This window comes from Pannonibacter sp. I15F10I1 (assembly GCF_900185665.1).
GTDB lineage: Bacteria > Pseudomonadota > Alphaproteobacteria > Rhizobiales > Stappiaceae > Pannonibacter > Pannonibacter indicus.
The window spans coordinates 36,189-56,672 of sequence record NZ_FYAN01000018.1 but is presented as its reverse complement, the minus strand read 5'-3'; the positions used below and the strand labels follow the sequence as shown (position 1 = coordinate 56,672).

22 protein-coding genes are annotated in these 20,484 nt (G+C 62.7%); 21 read left to right on the top strand and 1 reads right to left on the bottom strand.

The features are described 5' to 3' along the window. Positions 1-242, top strand: a 242-nt coding sequence (locus IF10I1_RS12345; RefSeq protein WP_186391335.1) for an ISAs1 family transposase, incomplete at its 5' end; no start/stop codon positions are given. Positions 243-395: 153 nt separating this feature from the next. Here the strand turns inward: IF10I1_RS12345 and IF10I1_RS12340 are convergent. Then, the gene (locus tag IF10I1_RS12340) at positions 396-1,694 is read right to left on the bottom strand and encodes an Hsp70 family protein (RefSeq protein ID WP_186415657.1); all 1,299 of its coding nucleotides are present in this window, start codon (positions 1,692-1,694) and stop codon (positions 396-398) included. A gap of 232 nt (positions 1,695-1,926) precedes the next feature. Between IF10I1_RS12340 and flgB the strand changes: the two genes are divergently transcribed. The 20 genes from flgB to IF10I1_RS12240 all read left to right on the top strand — a co-directional run bounded on the left by flgB (position 1,927) and on the right by IF10I1_RS12240 (position 20,452). Further along, positions 1,927-2,307 carry a flagellar basal body rod protein FlgB gene (gene flgB / locus IF10I1_RS12335; RefSeq protein WP_050474384.1) on the top strand — a complete coding sequence of 127 codons (381 nt, stop codon included), beginning with the start codon at positions 1,927-1,929 and terminating at the stop codon, positions 2,305-2,307. 3 nt (positions 2,308-2,310) lie between these two features. Further along, complete coding sequence (gene flgC, locus IF10I1_RS12330; protein ID WP_050474385.1) at positions 2,311-2,727, top strand: flagellar basal body rod protein FlgC; 417 nt, start codon at positions 2,311-2,313, stop codon at positions 2,725-2,727. Positions 2,728-2,729: 2 nt separating this feature from the next. Continuing rightward, positions 2,730-3,071, top strand: coding sequence for a flagellar hook-basal body complex protein FliE (locus IF10I1_RS12325; RefSeq protein WP_026355490.1), 342 nt, complete (start codon positions 2,730-2,732; stop codon positions 3,069-3,071). Between the two features lie 50 nt (positions 3,072-3,121). After that, positions 3,122-3,910, top strand: a complete 789-nt coding sequence (gene flgG / locus IF10I1_RS12320; RefSeq protein WP_050474386.1) for a flagellar basal-body rod protein FlgG — start codon at positions 3,122-3,124, stop codon at positions 3,908-3,910. Between the two features lie 28 nt (positions 3,911-3,938). Then, the gene (flgA, locus tag IF10I1_RS12315; RefSeq protein ID WP_050474387.1) at positions 3,939-4,403 is read left to right on the top strand and encodes a flagellar basal body P-ring formation chaperone FlgA; all 465 of its coding nucleotides are present in this window, start codon (positions 3,939-3,941) and stop codon (positions 4,401-4,403) included. Between the two features lie 2 nt (positions 4,404-4,405). Beyond that, positions 4,406-5,524, top strand: coding sequence for a flagellar basal body P-ring protein FlgI (flgI, locus tag IF10I1_RS12310; RefSeq protein WP_058898124.1), 1,119 nt, complete (start codon positions 4,406-4,408; stop codon positions 5,522-5,524). Positions 5,525-5,773: 249 nt separating this feature from the next. Next, positions 5,774-6,370: a MotE family protein gene (locus IF10I1_RS12305; RefSeq protein ID WP_058898123.1), complete on the top strand. Its 597-nt coding sequence runs from the start codon at positions 5,774-5,776 to the stop codon at positions 6,368-6,370. Continuing rightward, positions 6,370-7,074, top strand: a complete 705-nt coding sequence (flgH, locus tag IF10I1_RS12300; protein WP_050474389.1) for a flagellar basal body L-ring protein FlgH — start codon at positions 6,370-6,372, stop codon at positions 7,072-7,074. Before IF10I1_RS12305 ends, flgH begins: the two co-directional genes overlap by 1 nt. Before the next feature lie 23 nt (positions 7,075-7,097). Further along, positions 7,098-7,604 carry a flagellar basal body-associated FliL family protein gene (locus IF10I1_RS12295; RefSeq protein WP_050474390.1) on the top strand — a complete coding sequence of 169 codons (507 nt, stop codon included), beginning with the start codon at positions 7,098-7,100 and terminating at the stop codon, positions 7,602-7,604. Further along, the gene (fliP, locus tag IF10I1_RS12290) at positions 7,601-8,350 is read left to right on the top strand and encodes a flagellar type III secretion system pore protein FliP (RefSeq protein WP_122519159.1); all 750 of its coding nucleotides are present in this window, start codon (positions 7,601-7,603) and stop codon (positions 8,348-8,350) included. Before IF10I1_RS12295 ends, fliP begins: the two co-directional genes overlap by 4 nt. A gap of 263 nt (positions 8,351-8,613) precedes the next feature. Next, positions 8,614-9,531 (top strand): flagellin, encoded by a 918-nt coding sequence (locus tag IF10I1_RS12285; RefSeq protein ID WP_186392979.1) that lies wholly within the window; start codon positions 8,614-8,616, stop codon positions 9,529-9,531. Between the two features lie 144 nt (positions 9,532-9,675). Next, positions 9,676-11,316 (top strand): flagellar basal-body MS-ring/collar protein FliF, encoded by a 1,641-nt coding sequence (gene fliF / locus IF10I1_RS12280; protein WP_186392978.1) that lies wholly within the window; start codon positions 9,676-9,678, stop codon positions 11,314-11,316. After that, positions 11,316-11,951 (top strand): hypothetical protein, encoded by a 636-nt coding sequence (locus IF10I1_RS12275; protein ID WP_050474394.1) that lies wholly within the window; start codon positions 11,316-11,318, stop codon positions 11,949-11,951. Before fliF ends, IF10I1_RS12275 begins: the two co-directional genes overlap by 1 nt. Further along, positions 11,948-13,360 carry a MotB family protein gene (locus tag IF10I1_RS12270; RefSeq protein ID WP_186392977.1) on the top strand — a complete coding sequence of 471 codons (1,413 nt, stop codon included), beginning with the start codon at positions 11,948-11,950 and terminating at the stop codon, positions 13,358-13,360. Before IF10I1_RS12275 ends, IF10I1_RS12270 begins: the two co-directional genes overlap by 4 nt. Next, positions 13,360-14,619 carry a hypothetical protein gene (locus tag IF10I1_RS12265; protein ID WP_058898119.1) on the top strand — a complete coding sequence of 420 codons (1,260 nt, stop codon included), beginning with the start codon at positions 13,360-13,362 and terminating at the stop codon, positions 14,617-14,619. Before IF10I1_RS12270 ends, IF10I1_RS12265 begins: the two co-directional genes overlap by 1 nt. 2 nt (positions 14,620-14,621) lie before the next feature. Continuing rightward, positions 14,622-15,902, top strand: a complete 1,281-nt coding sequence (locus tag IF10I1_RS12260) for a flagellar hook-length control protein FliK (protein ID WP_186392976.1) — start codon at positions 14,622-14,624, stop codon at positions 15,900-15,902. After that, positions 15,859-16,440, top strand: coding sequence for a transglycosylase SLT domain-containing protein (locus IF10I1_RS12255; protein ID WP_208977582.1), 582 nt, complete (start codon positions 15,859-15,861; stop codon positions 16,438-16,440). Before IF10I1_RS12260 ends, IF10I1_RS12255 begins: the two co-directional genes overlap by 44 nt. 171 nt (positions 16,441-16,611) lie before the next feature. Further along, on the top strand, positions 16,612-17,886 hold the full coding sequence (locus tag IF10I1_RS12250; RefSeq protein ID WP_186392975.1) for a flagellar hook protein FlgE: 1,275 nt from the start codon (positions 16,612-16,614) through the stop codon (positions 17,884-17,886). A gap of 28 nt (positions 17,887-17,914) precedes the next feature. Further along, entirely contained in the window at positions 17,915-19,399 is a 1,485-nt protein-coding gene (flgK, locus tag IF10I1_RS12245) for a flagellar hook-associated protein FlgK (RefSeq protein ID WP_186392974.1), read from the top strand. A gap of 3 nt (positions 19,400-19,402) precedes the next feature. Next, positions 19,403-20,452: a flagellar hook-associated family protein gene (locus IF10I1_RS12240; RefSeq protein ID WP_186424518.1), complete on the top strand. Its 1,050-nt coding sequence runs from the start codon at positions 19,403-19,405 to the stop codon at positions 20,450-20,452. The last annotated feature ends 32 nt before the right edge of the window (positions 20,453-20,484 follow it).

The window sequence follows — 20,484 nt, the reverse complement described above, 5'->3', positions numbered from 1 at the left end:
TCGAAACCGTCAGAACCCATTGGCACATCGAAAACAAACTGCACTGGGTCCTCGACGTCCACTTCTGCGAGGACGCCGCCAGAAACCGCAAGGACAACGGCCCGCAGAACATCGCCCTCCTGCGAAAAATCGCCCTCAACGTCATCCGCTCCCATCCTGACAAGGCCTCAATCAGGCGGAAAATCAAAAAGGCTGGATGGGACGAGGACTTCCTCACATCGCTCATCAGCCATATGCGATAGCCCTGCCCACCAGGGGGAGGGGGGCGGAGGCGTCCTGCCATAAACGGGGTATATCACTGCGCGCTCTTATCCGCGCCAATATGTCAGGCTGGTCGCCCACAAGAAGGAGCAAGCCGAAAGGCTGTGCCGGAGCGATCAGCTACGATCTCCGCCTTAGGCAGCCACGGCCCAGGCGGCGGCGTCTTCGCGGGCGCCGATGAGGGAGAGGCCCTTGGCGACGGAGGACATTTCCTCCCCGCCTGACAGGCGCTCTGCTCCGAAGCGGTCCGCGAAGAGCTTGCGGATCGCGGGCACGAAGGAGGTGCCGCCGGTCAGGAACACCTTGTCCACGTCCTTTGCATCCAGGTTTGCGCTGGCGAGCGTTGCCGTCAGCGCGTCGCTGATGCGGGTGAGGTCGTGGGCGATCCACTCCTCGAAGTCTGCCCGGCGCACGGTGGCGGCGAAGTCCTTGCCGATGGGGGCAAAGCGCAGTTCCGTTTCCTCATCGAAGGACAGCCGTGCCTTGCACTCCGACACGGCCTTGTAGAGCGGATAGCCCTGATCGGTGTCGACCAGTTCGATGAACAGCTCGATCTTGTCCTGATCGAGACAGGAACTCAGCATCTTCTTCAGCTCGCGGTAATCGGCGGAAGCCTTGAAGACCGACAGCATGTGCCAGTGGGCGAAGTTGGAGAAGAGGTTCGGCGGCACTTCCAGCACCTTGCCCATGCTGCGGTACTGGCTGCCCTTGCCCAGTTCCGGCAGGATCACCTTGTCGACGATGCGGTAATCCAGCGTGTTGCCGGCGATGCCAAGGCCGCCATGGCCCAGCGGCTCGGCCGTGAGGCCGCTGGCGTTGCGGGCAAAGCGCATCAGCGAAAAGTCGGTGGTGCCTCCGCCGAAGTCGGCGACGAGAACGGTGGCCTCGCCCTCAAGCCGCTGCGCATAGGCAAAGGCGGCTGCCACGGGCTCATAGACGAACAGCACTTCCTCAAAACCGAAGCGGGAGAGGGCCGAGCGGTAGCGCTGCATCGCCAGCGCATCATCCGGTGCGCCGCCCGCAAAGGTCACCGGGCGGCCGATGACCAGCCGCCCGCCGCCCGTATCCAGCGCCTCATCACGGTGTGCGCCTGCACGGCGCAGGAAGGTCTCCAGCAGGTCCTCGAACTCATAATGGGTGCCGAACACACCGGTGCCCTTGAACAGCTTGCTGGCGACGAAAGTCTTCAGCGACTGCAGGAAACGGCACTCGCCCGTGTGGTCCATGAACTGGCGGATGGCCCACTGGCCGACGTCGGCGCGTTCATCCGGATGGACGCCGCGCGGCGGCTCCAGGAAGGACAGCACGGAAGGCAGGCTGTCCACCTGTTCCGGAGCATGACCGAAGGTGATGCTGCTGGCATTGCCTGCTGCTGTGCAGGCGGTCAGCACCGTGTTGGACGTGCCGAAATCAAGACCGATGGCCGGACGCATGGCGGGCTCCCTGAAATGTCGCTGGAGTGGGACGCCGTGCAGGCGCGCAAGGGACGTGCGCATTAGCCGATCCCGCCGCCTTGCGCAAGGGCAGGGGCCGGTTTTCCGCCTGTCCGGCCGATGCCTTCCCGCCTGCGCCAGCCGTACCGGCAGGGCCGGGGTCGAAAGCCTCGGACAAGGTTGACACCCTAGTTCTGTTACCGAACGCCACAACAGGCTTCGGAGAGCGACGTTGGAACCTGTCTATCTGAACAGTCTTGCATCCCGTCAGGCCGACTGGCTGTCGGTGCGCCAGGCAACGGTGGCGCAGAACATCGCCAATGCCAACACGCCCGGCTATGCCGCCCGCGACATCGAGGCTTTCACCACGCTTCTGGATGAAACCAGCCTGGTGATGACCGCAACCCACGGCCGCCACATGGGCAGCCTCGGGGATGCGCCTGAAGCGTCCAAGGTTGGCAAGGCGGAAAGCTGGGATGTTTCCCACTCCGGCAACAGCGTCAATCTGGAGCAGGAACTGATGAAGGCGGGTGAAGTTTCGCGCGACCATGCGCTCAACACCAGCATCATCAAGTCCTTTCACCGCATGTATCTGGCAAGCCTGAAGGGATAAGTGATGATCGACCCGCTGGCCGCAACTCTCAAGATCTCCGCTTCCGGCCTGCGCGCCCAGTCCGACCGTCTTCGCATCGTGTCGGAAAACCTGGCCAATGCGCAATCGACCGGCAAGACGCCGGGCTCGGATCCTTACAAGCGCAAGACCATCACCTTCGAAAGCGAGGTTGACCGGGCATTGTCCGCCGATCTGGTGAAGGTCAAGGGCATCGGGTCCGACAAGGCGCCTTTCAACGTCGAATATGATCCGGGCCACCCGGCTGCCGACGAAAATGGCTACGTGAAGATGCCGAATATCAACATGCTGGTCGAAATGGCCGACATGCGCGAGACGAACCGCTCCTACGAAGCCAACCTGAAGATGATGACGCAGGCCCGCAGCATGATCATGCGCACCATCGACCTTCTGAGGGATTGAAGATGATCGACCAGATTTCCGCCATCAAATCCGCCGGTGACGGTATCACGTCGCAGGTCTCCCAGACCCGCTATGTCGCAGGCGGCGTGCCGCTGGGCGGCACAGCGCCCGCCAATGCGGTGCCCGAGGTCAGCTTCACGGACACCATGGCCTCCGTGACGCAGGAAGCCATCGAGCGCGTGAAGGAAGGTGAAGCCGTTTCGATCGCCGGCATCAGCGGCAAGGCGTCGGCCCAGCAGGTGGTGGAAGCCGTGATGGCCGCCGAGGCCTCGCTGCAAACCGCCATCGCCATCCGCGACAAGGTCGTTTCCGCCTATCAGGAAGTCAGCCGCATGGCCATCTGAGGCTCCGGCCCGGATGACCAGGAATTCAGCCCGCACCAAGGGAGTTTGACATGAAAGCTCTGGCAATCGCAGCGACCGGCATGAGCGCCCAGCAGCTCAATGTCGAAGTCATCGCCAACAACATCGCCAACATCAACACCACCTCCTTCAAGCGGGCGCGGGCCGAGTTCACCGACCTGCTCTATCAGGCCGAGCGCCTGCAGGGGGTGCCGAACCGGGGCGGTGAGGATCCGGTGCCGGAAGGCGCACAGCTGGGTCTTGGCGTGCGTTCCGCCGCCATCCGCAAGCTGCACATCCAGGGCACCATGAACCAGACCGGCAACGAGCTGGACATGGCCATCGACGGGCGCGGCTGGTTCCAGGTAACCGGGCCGGAAGGCGAGCAGCTCTACACCCGCGCCGGCGCCTTCAACAAGAATGCTGAAGGCCGCATTGTGACGCTCGATGGCTATGCCATTGAACCGGCGATCATCATTCCGCCGGAGACCATTGAAGTCACCATCAATGAGTCCGGCACGGTCTTTGCCAAGGTGGCAGGTGAAGTGAACCCGCAGGAACTGGGGCAGCTGGCCATGACTAACTTTGCCAATGACGTCGGGCTTGAGCCCATCGGCGGCAACCTGTTCCGTGAAACCCCGGCCTCCGGCCCGGGCATTGCCGGTGTCGCCGGTGATCCGGGTTTCGGCATCATCCGCCAGGGCTACACGGAGGCCTCCAACGTCGATCCGGTGAAGGAAATCACCGAGCTGATCTCGGCGCAGCGCGGCTACGAAATGAACTCCAAGGTCATCAAGGCCGCGGACGACATGTTTGGCGTGGTGACGCAAGGGATCCGCTGATCCTTAGGAGCGGGCGAGGAGAGCAGCGATGCTGACACGGCTTTTCATCTGCATGATGCTGGCAGGCCTTGCCCTCACGGCCGCCATGACCGGTGCGCGCGCCTCTTCTCTGGATCTGCCGGTGCTGCGGTCCGGCGTCCGGCAGGGCGAGGTGATCAGTGCCGATCAGGTGATCATCCGCCGCTTCCCCTTGAGGACGGTTCAGCAGTTCTCCGTGGTTGCAACAAGGGAAGAGCTGGTGGGGCGTGTCGCCCGCCGCTCGCTGCAGCCGGGTGTGCCTGTGCCCGCAACCGCCGTTGCGGTGGAAACGGTGATCAAGCGCGGCGAACCTGCCCGCCTGATCTTCCGCGAAGGCGGCTTGCAGATCATTGCTCAGGTCGAGGCGCTGCAGAATGGATCCGTCGGATCCTTCATCCGCGCCAGAAACATCGACAGCGGCCTCATCATCACCGGCCGGGTTCAGCCGGACGGCTCCATTCTGGTAGGTGATTGACCATGCGGCGGATTTTCCTTGCAGTTCTGGCCCTGGCCCTTGCCATGGGCGCCGCCAGCCTTGCGGCGCCTGCCAGTGCCATGGTGCGCATCAAGGACATTGCCTCGCTCCAGGGCGTGCGTGACAACCAGCTGGTCGGTTACGGCCTTGTCATCGGCCTGCAAGGGTCCGGCGACACGCTGCGCAATGCGCCTTTCACCGAACAATCCCTTCAGTCCATGCTCGACAGCATGGGCATCAACGTGCGTGACGCGCGCCTACGCACCCGCAATGTCGCGGCTGTGGTGGTGACGGCAAACCTTCCGCCTTTCATTGGCCAGGGCTCGCGCATTGACGTCAATGTCTCCTCCCTCGGCGATGCATCCTCTCTGGCTGGCGGCACGCTGGTCGCCACGCCGCTGCTTGGCGCGGACGGGGCGGTCTATGCGGTGGCGCAGGGTGCTGTTGCGGTTTCGGGGTTTTCCGAAACCGGGCAGGCCGAGAGCCTGCGTCAGGGCATTCCGACAGTGGGGCGCATTCCCAATGGCGGCATGATCGAACGTAATCTGCCGGACCGTTTCGCCAATATTCCCGGACTGGTGCTGGAACTGTCCAACCCGGACTTCCGCACGGCGGTGCGGGTGGCTGATGCCATCAACCGCTACACCAAGACCACCTATGGCGTTTCGTCAGCCCGTGAAAGAGATCACCGCTCCATCGATCTGACCCCGCCGGCCAAGGTCAGCCTCACCCGCTTCATGGCGGAAATCGAGGGGTTGATGGTGCAGCCGGATCAGTCGGCGCGCGTTGTCATCGATGAGCGGACGGGAACGGTGGTGATCGGCCGCGATGTGCAGATTTCAACTGTCGCCGTCACCCATGGCAATCTGACGGTCCGCATCACCGAGGCGCCGGAGGTGTCCCAGCCGCAGCCCTTTGGCAATGGTGAAACGGTGGTGACGCCGCGCACCTTCATTGATGCGGCTGAAAATGGCGGGCAGCTCGCCATCATCGGCGGCACCGACCTGCAGACGCTCGTGCGCGGTCTGAACCGCATCGGTCTCAAGCCGACAGGTATCATCGCCATCCTTCAGACGATCAAGACGGCAGGCGCCCTGCAGGCGGAACTGGTGATCCAGTAAGCCTTTGCACGGTCAGCAATCCCGAATTCTCCCGGCAGCCCCCTGCCCACACAGCTCCGGGGGAGGGCACGGTCCGCAGCCTGATGGCTGTGGACCGTGCTGCATTTCAGCCTGCCCTTACGTCCGCCAGCCTGTCTCTTCCGAAAGCCTGCGCTGCCTTCATGGCATCCGGCCAAGCTCCGCACAAGCCTCGGCCGCCATAGTCGGGCCAACAGCGACTGGAAGGATTTCCTGCCCATGATCCCGTGCATGACCCCGGCTGGAGCCCTGCGCCCTTTGTTCCGGCGTTCTGTCTGCCGCATCCTGACTATCTCCTGCTTGCTGTCTCTGGCAGCGCTGGGTTTTGCAGCTCCGGCGGGCGCCCAGACGGCCTCCAACCTGCGCAATGCATCGGCTGCGGATCTTCCGGTGCCCGCCCCGGCCGAGCCTGGAGACGCGGGCGCGCCGAGCGATGCGGCGCTCTACTGCCAGAACATGGGCGGGGCGGCGAGTGATGCCCGTCTTGCCTGGCAGACATGGAATCTCATTGCGCTGGAAGAGCGGCTTCAGAACCGGATCCGCGAGCTGGAGCAGAAGCGCGCCGAATACGAGGAATGGGTCAAGCGACGCGAGAAGGTTCTCGGCGAAGTCGAGGGGCATGTTGTGTCGATCTTTCAGCGCATGCGGCCCGAGGCGGCTGCAGCCCAGCTGGCGACGCTGGATGAAGATACGGCCGTTGCCGTGCTTGTGAAGCTCAATGCCCGCGCAGCCAGCCAGATCCTGGACGAAATGGATCCCGCCCGCGCGGCCCAGTTGACCCACTCCATGGCTGGACTTTCCAAATCCGAAGCACAGGGGAGCCTTTGATGCGCCTGTTGATCCCTTTCGCCCTTTGTCTTGTGTCAGCAGGTTGCGCAGGTCAGATGAATGAAATCGGCCGTGAGCCGGCGATGTCACCCGTGGGCTATGGCCTCGCGTCCCAGCCCGCTGCGGTCTATCCGCTCAACACCTTCAATCCGAGCGGCCGCAAGGACTATAATTCGCTCTGGGTTTCAGGCCGCGATGATTTCTTCTCCGATCCCCGCGCCCGCCGTGTTGGCGATGTCATCACCGTGCTGATTGCCATCAATGACAAGGCAACGCTGAACAACAATTCGGCGCGCGGGCGCGACGGCAAGCTCGGGATCGGTGGCGGCTTCTCGGCCAGTGCCGGCGGCTCGGGAACCTCGGCCGATCTTTCCTTCGACACCAAATCCGGCTCCTCCTCCAACTCGCGCGGTACCATCGACCGCAAGGAGGAGATCAAGCTGCAGGTTGCCGCGGTCGTCACCGACCGTCTGCCGAATGGCAACCTCGTCATCTCCGGGTCCCAGGAAGTCCGGGTGAACTACGAGATGCGCGTTCTCAACGTGGCCGGCATCGTCCGCCCGCGTGACATCGGCGGCAACAACACCATCGATTACAACAAGATTGCAGAAGCGCGCGTGTCCTATGGCGGACGCGGGCGCATCTCGGAGATCCAGCAGCCTGCCTGGGGCCAGCAGGTCATCGACACGATCTCACCCTTCTGAGTGCCTGTTGAGGAGGCGTTTCCATGGCTGATCTTGCCAATGATCCTGATGGGCGGGATGGCTCGTCCGGCGGCTCCATCGGCAGCTTCATCCTGATCCTGTTTCTGCTGACGCTGCTTGGCGGGGGGATCGGTGCTGTCGCTGGTCTGCATTTCACGGAAACGGTCCGCAACGCTGTCGCCGGTCAGGCCGCAACGGCTGCGAAAGAGCCTGACGTGGAACAGATCTATCTCGCTCCCGTGCGGCTCAGGTCGCTCAAGCCGCTGGTGACCAACCTGGCGGCTCCGCGCGAGGCCTGGGTGCGGCTGCAGGCCTCCGTGGTGATCGATCAGGAAGGCATCGATGATGTCATCGTCCTGCTTGGCTATATCGAAGAAGATGTCCTGGCCTATCTGCGCACCGTCACCCTGGCCCAGATCGAAGGAGCAGCCGGCCTTCAGCACCTGCGCGAAGATCTCAATGAGCGCGCCAAGGCCCGCTCCGGCGGCAAGGTGCGTGAGCTGATCCTTGAATCCCTGGTGGTGCAATGACACGCAGGCTGCTGACCGCCGTTCTTCTGCTGCTTGCGGGCACTGTTGCCGCCAGTGCGCAGGCCTTGCCGGATCTGTCCTCGCTGCTGCCCGCGGGTGAGGCCAGCGCCAGCGGCCGCATCGTGCAGGTGATTGCGCTCCTCACTGTGCTGTCGGTTGCCCCGGGCATTCTCATCATGGTGACGAGCTTCACGCGCTTTGCCATCGCCCTGTCGTTTCTGCGCTCCGGCATCGGCCTGCAGACGACACCGGGCAACCTGATCCTGATTTCCCTTGCCCTGTTCATGACCTTCTATGTCATGGCACCCACGTTCGACCGGGCGTGGAACGAGGGGGTCAAGCCGCTTCTGGCCAACGAGATCACCGAAGAGGTTGCCTATGAGCGGATCACCGATCCGTTCCGCGATTTCATGCTGTCGCAAGTGCGCGAGGCTGATCTGGTGCTGTTCGATGATCTGGCGGCCGGCCGGGTGACCAATGAAACCGCCGCCTCGCCGGACAAGGTCGAGTTGCGGGTCCTGATCCCGGCTTTCATGATTTCGGAACTGCGCCGGGGCTTCGAGATCGGCTTTCTGATCGTGCTGCCGTTCCTTGTGATCGACATGATCGTGGCCACCATCACCATGTCCATGGGCATGATGATGCTGCCGCCCACGGTGATCGCCCTGCCGTTCAAGGCCTTGTTCTTCGTGCTGATCGATGGCTGGAATCTGCTGGTGGGCAGCCTCGTGCGGTCCTTTTTCTGAGAAAACGGACAGACGTGCCTCAAGGCATGGCGCGCCCCGCGCCGTGCCTTTTTGTTTCGAAGCGCGTGCATTTGCCCCTTGGCAACCGCACTTTTGTGATGCTAGCTTCTGGTCAGCTTCACGCAAGCCTGCAGCGCTAGCGTGAGTATCACAACAGGTTGAGCCCTTCCCACACTTTGAGGCTCAAAGGCATGATGCCGCCCTGCTGTACCGGTGAAAACCCGGTATGTCCCCTTCAACTTTCCATATGAAAGGGACTAGATATGTCCAGCCTTCTGACTAATGCCTCCGCCATGACGGCGCTGCAGACCCTGAACAAGACCAACGCGTCCATGTCTCAGGTTCAGAGCCGCATCTCGACCGGCCTGCGTGTTGCTGGTGCTCAGGACAACGCCGCCTACTGGTCAATCGCGACCACCATGCGCTCCGATAACCTTGCCCTTTCGGCTGTGAAGGATGCTCTGGGTCTCGGCGCCGCCACCGTGGATGTCCAGTATACGGCTCTGAACGAGTCCGTGAAGAAGCTTGATGATATCAAGGCCAAGCTCGTTGCTGCTCGTCAGCCTGGCGTGGACCGCGACAAGATTCAGGCTGACATCACCTCCTACCAGAATGACCTGAAGACCCTGGCAGATTCTGCCGTGTTCAACGGTGAGAACTGGCTGTCTGTGAACACCGGTGCAGCTGACTACAACGCCACCAAGTCCATTGTTGGCTCCTTCAGCCGTGTCGGCGGTGCGATCACGATCGATACGATCGACATCAACATCGCACAGACTACGCTGTACGACAGCAACGCTCAGGGCGGCATTCTGGACAGGGACCGCACTTCCGGTGGTACCACTGCCAAGGTGTCGACGATCGATATCTCGGCCCTGACGGACTCGGCTGCTGACCTGACGACCCTGGAAGAGACGATCTCGATCGTTGACGCCGCTATTCAGGATCTCACCAATGCAGCCACGCTGCTCGGTTCGGCCAAGACCCGCGTTGACGGCCAGAAGAGCTTTGTCGGCGCCCTGACCGACGCGATCGACCGTGGTATCGGCCAGCTGGTTGATGCCGACATGAACTCTGAATCGACCCGTCTGCAGGCCCTTCAGGTCCAGCAGCAGCTCGGTATCCAGGCTCTGTCGATCGCCAACTCCAGCAGCCAGAACATTCTGTCGCTGTTCCGCTGATTTCAAGCCGCCAGCCGGCCTGAAACAGGAAGCCGCGCCCTTCAAGGGTGCGGCTTTTCTGCTTTTGTGCGCCCGCAAGCCTCACGCCAGCCAGACCCGCGATAGTCAGGGCACGATCTCATCGACCTAGCACAGGGGTGTCGAATGCCGGGCCGTGAACATGCAGAAAAACTCTGGGCAAACCTCATGGAACTGGGCGTCAGACGCCTCGTTGCCCTTGCACTCATCGGCATTGCCACGGTCGTCACGGTGGGGTTGGGGGCCTACTATCTCAGCCGCCCGCAAATGACGCCGCTTTATACCGGTCTTGAAGGGGACGACGTGAGCCGCATGGGTCAGGCCCTGCAGGACGCCGGTATCCTCTTCGACGTCAGCGCGGATGGAACCTCAGTCCTCGTGACACCCAGCTCGGCACCGCGCGCCCGCATGCTTCTGGCAGAGCGCGGCCTGCCCCGCGGCACCGGCACCGGCTATGAGCTGTTCGATAATCTGGGGTCGCTGGGCCTCACCTCTTTCATGCAGGACGTCACCCGCCTGCGCGCCATTGAAGGGGAACTGGCCCGCACCATTCAGCTGATGCAGGGCGTGCGGGCCGCGCGCGTCCACATCGTTATGCCGGAAAAAGGCTCCTTCCGCCGCGATCAGCAGCCGCCGTCAGCCTCCGTGGTCATCCGTGCGGACAACCGGGACGATGTGCGCACGGCAGATGCCATCCGGCACCTTGTGGCTGCAGCCGTTCCTGGGCTGACCTCGGACAAAGTGACGGTCCTCGATACCTCCGGCACGCTGCTGGCCTCGGGCGCCGATCCTGTGAATGCCTCCGCAGGCCAGATGGCCAGCCTCGAGACCGCCATCAGCACCCGCATTCAGGAGAGCATCCGCAAGACCCTCACTCCTTACCTCGGGCTGGACCATTTCCAGGTCAGTGTGGCGGCGACCCTCAACACCGACCGGCGCCGCGTGGCCGAGACGATCTTTGATCCGGATTCCCGCGTTGAGCGCTCCACCCGCAGCATCCGCCAGAGTGAGGCCTCGCAGAACGCCAGCACCCAGACCCCGACGACGGTGGAGCAGAACCTCCCCGATGAGCAAGTGCAGGCAAACGGCGGTGAGCGCTCCAGTGAGGAAAACCAGCGCCGTGAAGAGACGGTCAACTATGAGATTTCCACCAAGGTGATCGAGACCTCGCAGGAGGGCTACCAAGTGGAGCGCCTCTCCATCGCCGTTCTGGTGGACCGGGCGCGCCTTGTCGAGGCGCTGGGTGGCAGTCCCGATCAGAACCAGATTGATGATCAGCTGAAGGAGATCCAGGAACTGGTCGCCTCCTCCGCCGGTGTCAGCTCAAACCGCGGGGATACCATCAAGGTGTCGATGGTCGAGTTCTTCGCCGGTGCGCGCGACATGCAGGCCGCCCCGCCGCTGTCAATCGCCGAACTGCTCATCCGCCAGTCGGGTAATGTCATCAATGCCGTTGCGATCCTGGGTGTTGCCGGCCTGCTGATCTGGTTCGGCCTGCGTCCGGCTCTGTCGGTGCTGATCCCGCAGAGCACAGAAAAGCCTGCCGAGATTGCCGAAATGACCATGGATGGCTCTGCGGAGGCGCTGGCTGCACAGTTCGGCGGACAGGCTGCACTCGGTGGACCGGATCACTCCCTGCTGCTGGCTGACCTGACGAACAAGATCAACCAGTCGCCGATCAAGAAGCTGGAATCCCTGCTTGAGCTGAATGAGGAGCAATCCGCTGCCATCCTGAAGCAGTGGATGTATGAGGCGGAGCGCGCCTGATGACCCCGAAACCCATCGCCTCGCGCCTGCCGGTGCTTTCCAGTCCCGTGTTCCAGCATCTCAGCAGCGCCGAAGTCATTATGGCTGAGGTGATGCCGGCGGTGGAACGCGCGCCGGAGCCGACCCTCGAAGAACGGCTTGCCGCCGAATATGCGCGCGGTGTCCGGGCTGGGCGGGAGGAAGCGCGCCTTGCAGCGGCTGAGGATCTGGAGGTTCAGGTTACCGCCCTCCGGTCAGAGGCCGCTGCTGCGCGTGAAGCTTTCGAAGAAGAGCAGGCAAGACAACTCTCCGATGGCATTGCCAATGCCGTGGCCAGCCTGTCGGCCCGCATGTCTGATGCCGTCGAGCAGGTGCTTCTGCCGTTCCTGAAGGACGCCGTCCGGGAGCAGGCGGTCAGCCATTTCTCCGGGACACTCAAGGAATTGCTGACGGGGAGCGCTGCCACATTCGAGGTCAGTGGTCCGCGTGATCTCCTTGACCGGGTCATGCAGGAGCTTGGGCCGCTGGCAGGCTCTGTCATTGTCAAGCAGGGCGATACGCCGGAACTGCAGGCTGTGCTTGGAGACACGATCATCGAGACGCAGATGGCCGACTGGCTGAGACGCCTCAAGACGATCCGGGAGACCGAAGAATGAGTGCAGGTCTGCAGGCTAACGAGATCATCATTGTCCGCCGCCGCGCGTCGCTTGAGACGGATACCGTCAAGGGCGGTGTCTGGAAGATTGCCTTCGCGGACTTCATGACCGCGATGATGGCCTTCTTCCTCGTCATGTGGCTGATCAACGTCACGGACGAGAGCGTTCGCAAGGGGGTTGCCCAGTATTTTAATCCCGTGAAGCTGACCTCCACGACCCAGACCCGCAAGGGACTGAATGATCCCGATGTGCCGGGGCCCGATGTGACCAATCCTGCCAAGATTGATGCGCAGATGGAGACCACGCCGGATCCGGACGGCAGCCCCGGCACCGCAAACGGCTCCGATGCGACCGGCTCTATGCCGTTGCGGGATGGCCTTGTTGCAGGGCGCCGTGCTGGAGAGTTCAATCCCACGCTCTCAGAGGCACAGCTCTTCAGCGATCCCTATGCCGTGCTGGATCAACTGGTCGGCACGCTCGGGGATCAGCTGGAGGCCGGTGTGGCGCCTGAAACCGAAGGTATCGGGCAGCAGCAGACGGAAGGTGCCCAGGGCGGCGATGCGTTCCGCGACCCGTTTGATCCGATGTACTGGCAGTTTCTCCCCGGCCGCAAGACATCGGTGCAGGAAGGCGGAGCCGCGGCGTCCGTGACAGGTCAGACGGCCATTGGCACCGTTGCCTTTGAAGCCCCGGCTTCCGGGGATGAAGGCGAGACTCCGGCGCAGCCACAGGGAACAGCTGCCGCGCAGGTCGTCGAAACCGAGCCTGACGCCCCTTTGACGGCGGTCACGGTTCCCAAGCCGAAGGAGGGCGTTGCGCCAGCCGCTGAGACGGAGCCCGCACCGGTAGCGGTGGCGGCAGTGCCGCAGCAGGCCCCCGTGGCTGATGCATCTGCACCCGCAGCGCCCGAAACGGTGCAGGCAGAACAGGCCGTATCGCGCACGGAAGCGGCCGCTTCCGAAATCCGCGAGGCGATTACCGCTTCTGCCAATGGCCAGCTGGCAGAGACGGCCAGCCGCATTGAAGTCTCGAGGCAGGACGGCGGTGTCCTGATCAGCCTGACGGATGCGGAGAACTTCGGCATGTTCGCAGTTGGCTCGGCTGAGCCGCGGCCGGAGCTCGTGAAGCTGATGGAGCGGATCGGTGCCGTCCTGTCGTCCCGTACAGGCAAGATCATCATCCGCGGCCACACGGACGCGCGGCCCTTCAGGTCGGCCAACAATGACAACTGGCGTCTGTCCACCTCCCGCGCCCACATGGCTCTCTACATGCTGGTGCGGGGCGGTGTCGACGCGAGCCGCATCGAGCGCGTGGAGGGCTATGCCGACCGCGAGCTGAAGCAGGCGGATGATCCCTATGCGCCGGCAAACAGGCGCATCGAGATCTTCCTGATGGAGGAGGGCGTGTGATGGCGGCCTTGTTTCCGTCGGGCCGCAGCCTTGCACTTGTGCGAAGCACGGCACTGACCCTCCTTCTGGCTCTGCCCCTTGCGCTGGCTCATGATGCGGCAGGGACACAAGCTGCAGCGCAGGACATTGCCGCCCTGCCTCAGGAGAGTGCGCCTTACGAAATGGTGCGCACCCTGCAGATGCTGCAGGGGCAGGTGGCGCAGGGCAACACCCAGGCCCATCAGGCACAGCGCGCCCTGCTGCAGCATATGAATGAGGTGTTTCTGGCAGCCCCGCCGTCCACCTGGGCAGATGCCCGCAATGCCCGAGCCGCCGTCATTCATCTGTTGAGTGGCGGGCATCCCAATGTCGTCCGCAGGCTTTTGACGCTGAAGGCAGCACCTGCCGTCGAGGAGGACCTCATGCGCGGCGCGCTGGCCTATGTGGATGGCCGGCCGGAAGAAGCCCGCCGCCTGCTGTCCGGTTACGATCCCATGGACATGGCGCCCAATCTGGGCGGTCAGGTTGCCCTGGTGCGTTCGGCTCTGGAAGTGGCAGACAATCCGAAAGAGGCGATGCGTCTGCTTGCCATTGCCCGTTTGCTCATGCCCGGCACGCTGGTTGAAGAGGCCGCATTGCGCCGTGAGGTCTTTGTTGCCGGCAAGCTGGGCGACATCGAGGGATTTCAGTCGCTTTCCATCCGGTATCTGCGCCGCTTCCGTGGTTCGATCTATGAGGGAGACTTCCGCCGGCGCTTCGGACTGGCGCTGGACTCGCTTGGGTTCAGCGAGAATGACGACCGCTTTGCCCTGCTGGAAAGTCTGCTGGCGGAATTTGATGAAGACACGCGCCGCGGTTTCTATCTGCGCCTGGCCCGCCGTGCCGTGGCCGGCGGGCATCTGACGATTGCCCGCAGGGCCTCGGAACGGGCCATGCCGCTGGCCATGTCCGGCACCTATGACGAGACCCAGCTGAAGCTCTACCAGGCCGCAGTGTCCTTGCGCCCTGAAGACATCCACAGCACGCGTCAGCTGCTCTGGTCGATCGACCGCAAGAGCCTCACTCCGCAGGACCGGGATCTGATGGATGCGGCTTACATCGTTCTCAATCACGTGCGCCACTGGCCCGAGCCGCCACGCGGTGTGATCGGTGAATTCGGAGCCTATGCCATTCTGCCTCCACCGGCTGAGGCCTCCTGGAGCAAACCGGTGATGGGGCAGGCAGAGCGGCTGCTGAAACAGACGGAAGATCTGATGAGCAAACAGAAGGGGAGGTTCTGATCATGGCCATGATTGCAGCCACAGCGGCAGCACCGGCGGTGGCTTCCCAAGCTGCTGCGGGCAAGTCGGGAGCGCAGGAGGATGCCGGGAATGGCTTCTCCGACCTCATGCGCAAGATGACCCCCAAGGACGGTAGGCAGGAAAAGGGCGGCGAACAGACACCCGCCCCTGCAGATGACACCACAGCCGGGGCGCCGGTTCAGACGCAAGGCGAAACCGCCGTGCCGGATCTGCTGGCGGGCCTGTTCGAAGTGCCTGTCCAGCCGGATACCGAAGAGGGTCCGGCTCAGTCCGGCGGCGCTGCCTCGCTGATGGCTGCGCTGGCGCAGCCGGATGGCGCTGCTGCCGGACAAATGCCCGTGTCTGCCGCGCAGGCCCAACCACCTGTAGCCCCGCAGAGGGCGGCGGCGGAGCTTGCAGGCCCCTGGACCCAGGCGCCGCAGCCCGGCCTGCCGCAAGGAACGCCCCGGGGTCAGCCGCAGCCAGTGTCCCAGCCTCAGGCACAACAGGCCATGCCCTCCGGCCCGGTCATGCCCACCAGTGAGGATCTTGCCGGGCTGGATGATGCCGGCCTTATTTCGCGCCTGATCCGGCCGGATGGTCCTGTGAATGGAGAACCGGTGGATGATGCCGGTGCGCTGCGGGTTGCTGCAGGCATGGGCAAGGTCAATGTGACACGTGAGGAGACGCATTTTGCGCCGTCCTTGCGCCTGTCTCCGGCTCAACAGATCGGAACCGCGATCACGTCTGCGCTGACCACACCGCCGCAGCCTGATACGGCCCGCAGCGATGCAGCTGCGGCCGTCTTCCGCGTCCGTCCGGATGCGCCTGCGGTGAAGATGCTGGAGATCCAGCTGCAGCCGATGGAACTGGGCACGGTGAAGGTGACGATGAAGCTTTCCGGCGACACCGTGCAGGTGGTCATGACGGCAAGCAATCCCGACACGGCAGAGCTTCTGAAGCAGGACCGGCAGCTGCTGGACCAGATGATGCGTGCCACCGGCCACAAGGCGGACAGCATCACCATTCAGGCCGCCGGTGAGGACCGCCCGGCCTTTCAGGTGACAGGCGCACAGGCAGGGCAAGGCACGCAAGGCCAGGCCAGCGGCGATGGCCGGGGCGGCATGGCGCAGGGCCAGTTCGGAGACGCCATGGGCGGCGGCAAGGATGGTCAGGGCGGCAACTCCGCCTCATCCGCCCAGGCAGACAATAGCAACGACGGCACGGAGGGTCAGCAGCATGCAACGGCGGGTGATGGCCGCAGCGGCGCTTTGTATCTTTGAGCTTCTTGCGGGCGGCGAGTTCGCCGCCCCGGCGCAGGCCGCTCCCGGGCAGGCCATCTGCGAGCGGGAAATGGCTGCAGCTGCAAAGGCCTATCAGATTCCTCTGGGTGTGCTCTACGCCGTCGGCCTGACGGAAACGGGCCGGCGGAACTCGCTCTCGCCCTATGCGCTCAACATCGAGGGGGCCGCCAGGTTTCCCGACAGTGCGAAGGCGGCCGAGCGCGAGGTGGCGGCGGCACGGGCGCAAGGCAAGAAGCTCATCGACGTGGGCTGCATGCAGATCAATCACCACTATCACGGCAAGCAGTTCCGCTCCGTCGCGCATATGCTGGAGCCGCAGGCCAACGTGCGTTACGCGGCAAGGTTCCTGAATGAACTGCATGCCCGCCAGGGCACCTGGACCATGGCTGTTGCGCGCTACCATGCCGGACCCAACAACAACCCGGCGCAGAAGCGCTACGTGTGCAAGGTCATCACAAATATGGTGGCCTCGGGATTTGGCAAATGGACGCCAGAAGCAAAGGCCTTCTGCAAATAGCCGCCCTTGCTGCGGGACGGGATGAAGCCCGGGACCTGTTCCCGGGTTTTTCATTTCCCGGTCCCGATGAGGCCCGCCGCACGAAATTCCCGCAGGATGTCCGGCAACAGCCTCACGCAAGATTAACACCGTTGAATGGCAGCCGAGAGAGTTGGAAACGGGAGACGTTCCATGAGTCTTTACGGCGTAATGCGCACCGGCGTGTCCGGTATGAACGCGCAGTCCAGCAAGCTTGGCACTGTTGCTGACAACATCGCGAATTCGAACACCACGGGCTACAAGCGTGCTTCGACCGAGTTCAGCTCCATGGTGCTGTCGCAGGGCTCGGGCAAATACAACTCCGGCGCTGTGAAAGCCAACACCGTCTATTCCATCTCCAGCCAGGGTCCGGTCAGCTACACCAGTTCGGGCCTCAATCTTGCGATCGAAGGCAATGGATTCTTCGTCGTTGCTGACAAGGATGGCACACCGTCCCTGACCCGTGCCGGTGCCTTTGTTGTCGACAAGGAAGGCTTCCTGGTCAACACGGCCGGTTACCGGCTGCAGGGTTATCCGGTGGCCAATGGCGCAGAACCCGGCATCGTCGCCAACGGTCTCGGCGGACTGGAAAGCATCAACGTTTCCCAGAACCAGCTCGTGGCAACCCCGACCACCACGGCCAAGCTCTGGACGAACGTGCCGGAAGGCGCGGATATCGTAGCGCCCGCCGATCTGCCGTCCGCAAACGTTGCAGGTTCGACCTATACCTCCAAGACCTCGCTCGTGGTCTTTGACAATCTTGGCAATGAGGTCAAGCTGGACGTCTACTATTCAAAGACAGCGCAGACAGCTGGCGACTCCACCTGGGAAGTCACCATCTTCAATTCGGCCGATGCGGCAGCCGGCGGCGGCTTCCCCTATACTTCGGGCCCGTTGTCGAACCAGACACTCACTTACAGCCGCACAACCGGCAAGCTCGACGCGGCAAGTCCCACGGCCATCAACGTTGCCGTTCCCAACGGCGGCACCTTCGATATTGATCTGTCCGGTTCTACGTCTGTGGCGGCTGGCTTCAGCATTGCCGAGGTCGACCGGAACGGCAATGCACCCAGCGCGGTGGAGAAGGTGGAATTCAGCTCGGACGGCACTCTGAGCGCAGTCTACGGGGACGGAACCCGCCGCGCGCTCTATCGCATTCCGCTGGCTACGGTGCCGAGCCCGGACAAGCTGTCGGTTTTGTCGGGCAACATCTACACGGCGTCGAACGACTCCGGCGAAATCCGTGTCGGCTTCCCGGATGAGAACGGCTTCGGCAAGCTCGAGGTTGGTGCCAAGGAAGACTCCAACGTCGACATCGCCACCGAGTTGACGTCGATGATCGAATCCCAGCGCGCCTTCACGGCCAATTCCAAGGTGTTCAAGGCAGGGTCTGACCTGCTGGAAGAACTTGTGAATCTGGCTCGCTGACGGTTAGCCGTAGAATGGAACTTCTGCCATGAGCCTGTCTGTCGCCCTGAAGGTTGCCCAGTCTGCACTGAGCGCAAGGCAAATCGAGACCTCAGCCGTCTCGCGCAATATCGCCGGTGCCCAGCAGGCAGGCTTCACCCGCAAGTCGGTCATGCTGAGCACGGTCATCTCTGCGGGCGGCACCGGTGGGGGCGTTCGCGTCGATGGCATCGCACGCTCCACTGACAGCGGCCTTTACAAGGCGTTGTCGGCAGCAACGTCCATCGCCACGTCGCAGTATGCAATCGCCAACGGGCTGGACAAGCTGGCCGGCACCACGGGTGACACCGAGCTCCTGCGTTCTCCGGCCGCTCAGCTGGGCAAGCTGGAAACGGCGATCCAGAACTATGCTGCAGAGCCGGGCAATTCCATCCAGGCGCAGGCCATGCTGACGGCTGCCAAGGATACGGCAAAGCTCCTGAACGACTATACAAGTCTTGTTCAGGGCGTGCGTGCGGATGCAGACGCTGAGATTGGTACATCCATCAACAGGATCAACGATCTGCTCGGTCAGATCCAGACCCTCAACTCTGTGATCGTCAAGGGCTATGCGTCGGGTGCAGATGTCACCGATGCCATGGACAGCCGCGACCAGGCCCTTCTGGCACTGTCGGAAGAGATCGGCATTTCCACGCTGACCCAATCGGATGGCGGCGTCGTGATCTATACGGACAGCGGCGTGACCCTGTTTGAAACGTCCGCCCGCAAGGTTTCCTTCGAGCCGACAATTTCCTTCATGGCGGGCACGGTGGGAAATGCCGTCTACATTGATGGCGTGCCGGTGACAGGCGCTTCGGCCATCATGCCGGTTTCAACTGGCCGCCTGCATGGACTGACCCAGCTGCGCGACAATGTGGCGGTCACCTATCAGAACCAGCTGGACGAGATTGCCCGAGGCCTCGTCGAAGCTTTCGCGGAAAGCGACCAGACCGGTGGCGGCGGTCCGCTGCAGGCTGGTCTCTTTACCTGGTCTGGTGGCCCTGCCGTCCCGGCAACGAGCACTCTGACTACGGGGCTGGCTGGAAGCATCCGCATCAATGCGGCCGCTGATCCCGATCAGGGCGGAAGCCTTGACTTGCTGCGTGATGGCGGCATGGCCGGCGCCGACTATGTCTACAATCCGGCTGGTTTTGCAGGCTACACCGGACGTTTGAACGAATTCGTCAGCGCCATGAACGATCCTTCCCGCGTCTTTGATGCTGGGGTCGGACTGGATCCGACGTCTTCTCTCAAGACCTTCGCCAGTTCCTCGGTGAGCTGGCTGGAGGCCGGGCGAAAGACGGCAGCGGCGAATGTCGAATTTCAGTCGGTCATCGTATCCCGCTCGGCAAGTGCCTTGTCGAACGTCACTGGCGTCAATCTCGATGAAGAGATGGCGCTCATGCTCGACATTGAACGAGCCTACGGCGCAGCGGCCAAACTGATGACCGCCGTTGACCGCATGCTTCAGGATCTGCTGGACTCTGTGAGGTAAGTCATGACTACGACCCGTATTTCGACCTACTCCATGGCTGATTCAAGCCGCAGCCAGCTGATGCGCCAGACGACACTGGTCGACAGATTGAAACAGGAAATGTCCTCCCTGCGGCATTACGACATTGGTCTTGAGCTGGGTGGCCGGACTGGAGAAGCGGTAACCGTCCGCTCTGAGTTTCAGCGGCTCAAGGGGCTTGTCGATACGAACGCGCTGCTGTCTTCGCGCCTCGGCGTTACTCAGTCTGCCTTGGATGATATTCTGAACTCCGGGCAGGAAATGCTCAAGACGCTGATTGCCGTGCGCGATGCCGGGGGCGCGAGTATTGGCACGCAGAATATGGGTCAGGGCAATCTGAAACTGCTGATCTCCCGCCTCAACATCCAGCCGGGCGGGGTCTATGTCTTTGGCGGCATCAACACGGGCGAAGTCCCGGTCACGGATTATTATTCAGATCCTGCACCAGCCAACAAAGCCGCGCTGGACGCTGTCTTTCTCGCCGAATTCGGCTTCAGCCAGTCCGATCCTGCTGCGGCAGGGATTTCTGCAGCCGCCATGCAGACCTTCCTCGACGGTGCTTTTCAGACGCTGTTTGATGACCCGCAGTGGGGCAATACCTGGTCTTCGGCGACCGATGACGTGATGAAGAATGCCATTTCGACCGGTGAAACTGCGGATACCACGGTCAGTGCCAATGACAAGGCATTCCGCCAGCTTGCCGCCGCTTACACCATGATCGGTGAACTTGGCATAACGAACCTGAACGCCGTGACTTTGCAGGTGGTTGTCGACAAGGCCATTTCGGTTCTGGGCGGTGCGGTCTCTGGCGTGACGCAGATCAAAGGCGGTCTGGGTCTTGTCGAAGCCCGTGTGACCGCTTCGTCCGAGCGGTTGAACATGCAGGCCGATGTCCTCAACAAACGCGTGCTGAACCTTGAGAACATCAATCCGGAAGAGACTTCGGTGCGGCTCAACACCGCGCTGACCCAGCTTGAAACCACCTATGCGGTCAGCGCCCGCATGCAGAAGCTGAGCATCCTCAACTATCTGTGACCCATTTTACCGGCGCGGCCGCTTGCGGCCCG